This window comes from Dorea acetigenes (assembly GCF_025567385.1).
Taxonomy (GTDB): Bacteria; Bacillota; Clostridia; order Lachnospirales; family Lachnospiraceae; genus Claveliimonas; species Claveliimonas acetigenes.
In genome coordinates this window covers 1-597 of the sequence record NZ_JAOQJU010000061.1, presented here as the reverse complement: position 1 = coordinate 597, position 597 = coordinate 1, and the positions used below count along the sequence as shown (strand labels likewise).

Below are 597 nucleotides of genomic sequence, written 5' to 3'. Positions count from 1 at the left end.
TCCAGCTCCTTTCTCCTTCTCTCCGCTTCTTCTTTCATATCATCAATCATCAATTTCACCGTATTTTCATCCATTTCCCGCAATGCATCTGAAAACATTCTAATCCCCTCCTCAGGATTCTGCCGAAAATATGCTATATCTTCATAGAGTTCTGCAAACCATGGATATTGTTCCACCACCCGCAGAATATGCTCCGGCTTATCTGACCCTATAAAATACAGCCACGCCTCCAGTTCACTCATCTTTTTTGTATCGTCTTTATTATCCTTTATTTTAAAAAAATTATCAAGAGCTATGATATAAAATTCCTGCAAAAATTCCATTTTCAAACCCGTGTCAAACTCAAACCCTCCCCGGTGCAGATAACGATCCTCCATCTCTTTCACTTCTTTTGCGCTCTCTTCCATTAGCACAATGGTGTAAACCTTCTGCATATCACAATAGGTAAAGGCCTTCCCCTTGGCGCGCCGCCGCCGCTCATACTGCCGCATCACCATATCACTTGAATAGCAGGACATACGCTGCCCCGGAAAGTAATATCCGATTTTTTGAATCTCTACATCTGCCAATTCTCCCGTCTCAAACTCCACAATAATA

At 42.2% G+C, this 597-nt stretch carries 1 protein-coding gene; it reads right to left on the bottom strand.

From position 1 onward, the window contains the following. A partial coding sequence (locus OCV99_RS17980) for an Rpn family recombination-promoting nuclease/putative transposase (protein ID WP_262576020.1) occupies window positions 1–597 on the bottom strand: 597 nt, incomplete at both ends.